General features: G+C 40.1%; 1 protein-coding gene. It reads right to left on the reverse strand.

Annotation, left to right across the window (positions count from 1 at the left end; genetic code table 11):
* Window positions 1–35: 35 nt before the first annotated feature.
* Window positions 36–759, reverse strand: a 724-nt coding sequence (locus E5342_RS19125; protein ID WP_135960090.1) for an integrase core domain-containing protein, incomplete at its 5' end; no start/stop codon positions are given.

A 759-nucleotide genomic window follows, 5' to 3' on the forward strand; every position in this document is an offset into this window, starting at 1 on the left:
TGTAATAGTCAAGACTTGTTCTGACATTTGTTTTACTATCGGACAAAAAAACTGTCAGATGTTTGTTGCGAAGTTACACAACTTTCTTCATCCTCACAACCGAATGAGATTTTATCATGCTCATTCGGTTTTATCATTTCCAGATTTTGCAGTTGATACTTTCTTGCCACAGCGATTCCTTCGATAAAAGTTTGCATGGGCGTTTTTCCGAAACAGTACTTTCCGGAGTGTGTTCTTTGGGTATTGTAGGAGTTCATCCACGCATCAAGGTCTGCTTGCAGTTGTTCGATAGAGGTATAGATTTTCTTTCTGAATGCAATAGCATAGAACTCATTCTGCACGGTTCTGTTAAATCGCTCACATATACCGTTTGTCTGAGGGCTTTTCGCCTTAATCTTGGAATGATCAATGTCTTCCACAGCCAAATACAGTTCATACTCATGATTTTCTCTATTTCCGCAGTATTCCGTTCCTCTATCTGTTAGCATACGCATCAGTTTCAAGTTATGCTGCTCGAAAAAAGGAATAACCCTATCGTTAAGCATATCGGCAGCGACAAGCGCATTCTTTCTGTCATACAGCTTGGCAAATCCGATTTTGGAGTAAGTATCAATGACGGTCTGTTGATAAATGTGTCCCACACCTTTGATATATCCTACATAATAAGTGTCTTGGGCAACAAGAAAACCGGGATAATAAGTTTCTATCTCTCCATGAGCCTGCTTTTCTTCTTTTGCTTTCTCCAATGCCGCCACTTGG

The organism is Parabacteroides distasonis (assembly GCF_004793765.1).
Classification (GTDB): Bacteria; Bacteroidota; Bacteroidia; order Bacteroidales; family Tannerellaceae; genus Parabacteroides; species Parabacteroides distasonis_A.